The sequence below is a fragment of the Phocaeicola intestinalis genome, from assembly GCF_014837065.1.
GTDB lineage: Bacteria > Bacteroidota > Bacteroidia > Bacteroidales > Bacteroidaceae > Phocaeicola > Phocaeicola intestinalis.
The window spans coordinates 1-5,846 of record NZ_JACSPP010000101.1 but is presented as its reverse complement, the minus strand read 5'-3'; the positions used below and the strand labels follow the sequence as shown (position 1 = coordinate 5,846).

Genomic DNA, 5,846 nt, shown 5'->3' with positions numbered 1-5,846 from the left:
TGGCAAACCGTCTATTACTACTTCCGCAAGTGGAAGCTTGAAGGTGTGTTTGAAGAGGTGATGGATGCCTTGCACTCTTTTATCCGTAAACAGGCGGGACGGCAGGAAAGTCCCAGTCTTGGTATCATGGATTCCAGAAGCGTAAAGACTTCCCATCATGTTGATTCTGACCGTGGTATAGACGGGAACAAGAAAACCAAAGGACGGAAAGAGCACATCATAGTCGATATGCTCGGCCTTCCGTTAGCCATCGCAATCCATGAAGCCAACCTGCATGACAGCAAGGGCGCCCCACAAGCCATAGAGAAACTCGCTTATAAATTTCCGCGCTTGGTTAAAATATTGGCGGATGGAGGCTACAGGGGAGATTTGGCTGATTGGGTCAAGAAGAAATTCGGATGGATATTGGAGGTCGTACTCAGACCGGACGAATGTCCGTCCAAATTTCAGGTACTGCCCAAACGCTGGATTGTGGAACGCTCTTTCTCATGGCTGGAAAACTTCAGAAGGCTGACCATCGATTATGAATTCCTTGCTGAAACCGCAGAAGCTATGGTACAGATTGCATTCATACAAATCATGCTTAACAAATTTATCGAATGAAATCAAAACAGCTTCTGAAGTCGATGATTGGGCTGGAAGAGCCTTTAGCATTCCTTTGACTTCTTCTAATGATCCGTCGGTCTTTTCAGGCGTGATGCCGAGCAGATAGGCAAGGAGGGAATAGATACTGACGTTATGGAATTTGGATGCCGTATAACCTTTCTTGAAATCCGGACCGCAAGCACGGAACATGACTTGCATATCATCGTAAGTCGGGTCGAATCCGTGTGCGCCTCCTACGTTGAAGTCTGTATCATCGGTGACTAACCAACCTAAGTCTGGCAATACGATAATATCGCCTATATAGGCATTGCTGCCATAATGCAAGTAAGCCGGGATGTTTGCTTTTTTCCATACGCGTACATGCTCCAGCCCTTGTAAGGCGTTGTAGATGGAATCGGTACAGCCTGCTTTGGCATAAATTTGAGCCGGAAGATTATCGTTGATGCGTTCGTACCATTCCGGTTTCAGGTATTGGCTGATAGAGACACAGCGGTCGGGACTGATGGTAGCCATGCCATGGTCGGATGTGACAATCAGATTTACGTCTTCGGCAAAAGGAAGCAGTTGGATGCCGTCCCATAATTGTTTCATCAAAACGTCCAGTTCAGTGATGCAACGGTGTGTTTCTGCACTGTGCGGACTGAAAGCATGACCGTAGTGGTCAGGGTCTTCAAAGTAAGCCATAATCAGTTGGGGGCGTTCGGGTTCCGGTTTCTTTAACATCTCCAGTACGTATGCAATGCGTTCGGCATAGTTCAGCCTGGGGGTATCATCGTACACTTTATAATAGGTGGGATGTTGTCCTTTTATGGCGATATCCGAACCTACCCAATACACATTTCCTGTTTTAATTCCTTGTTTCTGTGCTGTAATCCAAATGGGCTCTCCTCCATAAAAAGAAGGGTCATTACGTGTTTCCGGGTTGTTCATGGCATACATTTTACCTCTGTCGGCAGCCCAAAACGAATTGGCGATGATGCCGTGATGGTCAGGATACAATCCGGTTGCCAGTGTATAATGGTTGGGGAACGTTTTCGAGGGAAAAGACGGGAACATGGTAGCTTGTACACCTTCTCTTGCCATTTGGTCGAAGAACGGGGTTTCATACATTTTTGTATAGTCCCAACGGAATCCGTCAAGGGAAACGATGACGGTGTAATGTTTGTTTCCTGCCATTGCAGGTAAGAGTGTTGCCAGCAATAATAAGGTGAAAAGAATCTTTTTCATGCGTCTAAAAGTTTGATGGTAATGATATAAAAACGCAGATTAACGTAAGATTCCGGAGAAATAGGCGTTAATCTGCGTTCAGTGAAATATTCAATTAGAAGCTCAGTCTTACGCCGACTTGTGCATGCCAGCGGGAAGCGATGTCGTCTTTATTGATTTCAGCATTGTTGTAAGTATAGCTTGGAGTACGGTTGCCATTGGCGTCTGTAGAAAGGCTTGTTACAGAAACCGGTGATAAATTGTATGCGGAGCTATAGCTTGCACCCCATTTCTTATTCAGCATATTGGCAAAGTTGATGATGTCGAAAGTGAATTCCAGTTTGCCCATACCCTTAATGTTGTGGATGGTTTGTGCAAAATGGAGGTCTATCTCATGTTCCCATTTGCTCAAGTTCGAGTTGCGTTCAGCATATTGTCCGCGATGGTCTTTTGCATAAGAATCATTTTCAATCCATTGTCTGAAAGCTTCACGGTTTTCTGCAGCGGTCATAGTCTTCGAATCAACGAAGTTCATCTTATTTAACTCTTCATCGGTGGGGATATACAGCAGTGAGTTGCCTCTATACCCGTCTCCATTAAAGTCTGTTGATTCATTCATCGTTAAGCTGTATCGGCTTCCTGAGAATCCGTTATAGATAACTGAAATAGTAGAGCTCATCCATCCATTCCAGTATTTCGGGCTGGTGTAAGAAGCTTGTACCATAACACGGTGAGGTATATCGAACTTAGAGAAACCGAGTTCGTTTTCAGAATTCGTGTCACGTGAATAATTGTATTTCCAGTTCGAATAAGCTACAGAACTTGTACCGTCGTTTACAGATTTAGCATGGCCGAAAGTATAAGATGCCGAAAGGTCGAGACCGAAATTGAAGCTCTTTTCTAACATCGCTGATACTGCGTATGTATATCCTTTGTTTGTATTTCTCAGATTTACGATGCTATAATAATCACTTTTTGCTGTCGAATAATAAGGAGCTGCAGATGCTTCAACACCAGGAACGGCATATACTTTATTACCATTATTGCTCAGCGCTAAATTTTCAAAGAACACGTTGTTCATTGTCTTTGAATAGATGCCTTCCAATGTCATTTTGACATCGCCCGGCAAGCGTTGCTCCCATGCTAAATTCACACGGAATACTTGCGGATATTTGAAGTCTTCTGATACGGTAACAATATCGGGACGTGCTGCGGAACCGCTTTGTGAGTTCATTGCACCCATTGGGTCTTTTGCGTAATCTCCTAAAGAGGGTGCTGTTTTCGTATAGTTTCCGTCTGCATCTTGTGGGGAAATGGTTGTTCCTTTCATTTCCATACCTGTATTGTTGAATGCATTTGATAACCACACGAAAGGTACACGTCCGGTAAAAATGCCAAGGCCGCCTCGAATTAATGTGTTCCGGTTTTCATCTGCATACCAGCGGAATCCTACACGCGGAGAGAACATTACTTTTGCACTGGGTACAGTTCCGACACGTGCATCGAAGCCATTTGATTGAGCGTATTCGTTGAATGTGGGATTGCTTGTCGGGTTGTTGAATACAACCGGAATGTCAATACGCAATCCGTAAGTCAGTTCGAAATTGTTAGTTGCATTCCATTTGTCTTGTGCATAGAAGCCGAATTGACCGGCTTTCATGTTCGGAGCGTAACGCAGGTCACCGCCGGTTAAATCAGGGTCTGTATATTTGTATGAATATTGATAAGGAGTATCGTTCATAAAGTCTTCCAACGAATCATAATACCATGAACCGTTTACTGCTTGGATGAACAAGTTCTTAATGCGGTAAATTTCGTTGTGTGTGCCAAAGGTCAGTGTATGGTCTCCTAAATACCAAGACAGGTTGTCTTCGAATGTATAGATATCTTGGTCAAGCAGGTTAGCGCCCGAAGAATATTCGGTACCAATGTTGGCAGTGATGTTGGTTTGTCCGTCTCCGCCAAGGATGTTGCTGATTTGTACTGTCGGACCTTGATATCCTACGTCGCGATGGTCGCGGATAAAGCTTGCGGAAGCACGTAATTCGTTGTACAAGTTTTCTCCTAAGTGAGAGTTTAATTCGGCAACGATAGAATTCGTTTTATTGTTCATTCGGTAACTGCTGTTATTGAATGTGTACGAGTAGGCACTTGGCCCGTAGTTATCGTCATACGAATTGTTGTGTTGGTAGCGGATTGCCAATTTGTGGTCTTGATTGATGTTCCAGTCAATGCGTGCCAGCAAGCCGAATGACTTTTGGTCTACGTTGCGTTGGCTGTATCCTTCTTCGAAACCGGTCAGTTCTTTATATTTATTCGCGATTTGGGAAGCCACGTCTGCTGTCAAGTATTCGCTGGTATAGCCTGGATAGATACTTGACGGATAAGATTCCTTCTTCCCTTCTGCACTGACGAAATAGAATAATTTGTCTTTTACGATAGCACCGCCTAATGTTCCACCGAAAGTACGGGTATATTGTTGAGTCATCGGAGATTTAGCGTAGTCGCGGATGGCACTGTATTTACCGTACATATTTTGGTTATTGAAATAGGTATAGAACGAACCGTGAGTGGTGTTTGTGCCTTGTTTGGTAATGGCATTGATGCCACCGCCTGTAAATCCGCTTTGACGGACATCGAACGGAGCCACTACGACTTGGATTTCCTGGATAGCATCCATTGAAATCGGGTTGGCTCCTGTTTGTCCTCCATTGGTTCCCGATGCGGCAAGACCGAATACGTCGTTACTTACCGTACCGTCTATCTGAAAGCTGTTGTAACGGTTGTTTGAGCCGGCGAAAGTGATGCCTCCATTTTTTGAGGTCATAGCCATCGGCATATTTTTTACGATGTCATAAATGTTGCGGTCTACTGTAGGCGTATTCTCTATCTTTTGCGTAGAAAAGTTGCTCGAGGCTCCTGCGTTTGCTTTTGCATCCGCCACTACTACCACTTCATCAAGCAATTCACTGCTGGGTTCCATTTTTGCGTTCAGCCCTAATGTATTACCCAATTCGAGGTAAAGGTCTGTGTAAGTAGATTTTTTGTAGCCTACATACGAGATTTCGATTTTATACGGACCTCCGGTACGCATACCTTGAATGGTATAACGTCCGTCCATATTGGTTACTGCTCCGTATTGTGTACCTGAAGGCTCATGTACAGCCAATACTGTTGCTCCGATAACGGCTTGTCCGGTTTCATCGATGACTTGTCCGCTTACGGCAGAAGTTGTTACTTGGGCACTGGCACATACGGTGATGGTGGTTGCCATTGCCGCCAAGAATAATTTGGATTGATGTAACATAATAATTGAATTAAAAATTTATTTAGTCGGTTATGTGTCGTTTGTTTTAGTTATCCTAAATCCAATCTGTTTTTACCGAAGCAAAATTAAATGTATTTTTATAAAGCAACAGCTTGTTTATGCTTATTTAACACTCCGAAAGGTGAAGATTCACACGTTTGTAACATGAAATGTAAAGAATGATTTCATTGGAATAATTATGTGTCTCACATTCAATTAGATATAAATTTGTTTTGGATGAAACAGGAATGTAACATGAGGCTTGAATAAGAATCGCCTCATGTCTATCCGTTTTTGTTTATCCTTGCTTGATTTTCTTCAGATACTCGGAAGGAGTGATGCCGAACTCTTCCTTAAAGCATTGGCGGAAGTAGACTGTGCTGTTGATGCCTACCTTGAACGCGATTTCAGAAATGTTGTATTTCCCTTCCAACAACATCTTTTCGGCAAGTTGCATCTTGATTTTACGGATGTATTCGTTGGTTGACATGCCGGTCAAGGCTTTTACTTTCCGGTATAAAGTCGAGTTGCTCATGCAAAGATGGCTGGCAAGGAAACTGATGTCAATTGTTTCTGTTGACGAAAGATTATCGGTGATAACGTGAGTTATTTTCTCTAAGAACTGTTGGTCGATTTTGTTTAATGAATCGTTTAGTTCCTATGTTTGTAATGTGCTAGCAAAATAGCATAAAGCCAAGAGAATTATTAAATTTGTAAATGAAAGAAA

Annotated in this window: 3 protein-coding genes and 1 pseudogene; 1 reads left to right on the top strand and 3 read right to left on the bottom strand. The window is 43.2% G+C overall.

The window, feature by feature from the left end; genetic code table 11:
- A partial coding sequence (locus H9625_RS16880; protein ID WP_191765483.1) for an IS5 family transposase occupies positions 1-603 on the top strand: 603 nt, incomplete at its 5' end.
- Here H9625_RS16880 and H9625_RS16875 read toward each other — a convergent pair.
- The 3 genes and pseudogenes from H9625_RS16875 to H9625_RS16865 all read right to left on the bottom strand — a co-directional run.
- Positions 487-1,833 (bottom strand): alkaline phosphatase family protein, encoded by a 1,347-nt coding sequence (locus H9625_RS16875; RefSeq protein WP_191765480.1) that lies wholly within the window; start codon positions 1,831-1,833, stop codon positions 487-489. The two genes, H9625_RS16880 and H9625_RS16875, sit on opposite strands and share 117 nt — an antisense overlap.
- A 94-nt stretch (positions 1,834-1,927) precedes the next feature.
- Complete coding sequence (locus H9625_RS16870) at positions 1,928-5,119, bottom strand: TonB-dependent receptor (RefSeq protein WP_225226484.1); 3,192 nt, start codon at positions 5,117-5,119, stop codon at positions 1,928-1,930.
- A 298-nt stretch (positions 5,120-5,417) separates the two neighbouring features.
- Positions 5,418-5,768, bottom strand: a pseudogene (locus H9625_RS16865) (helix-turn-helix domain-containing protein); the annotation flags it as partial.
- Positions 5,769-5,846: the final 78 nt, after the last annotated feature.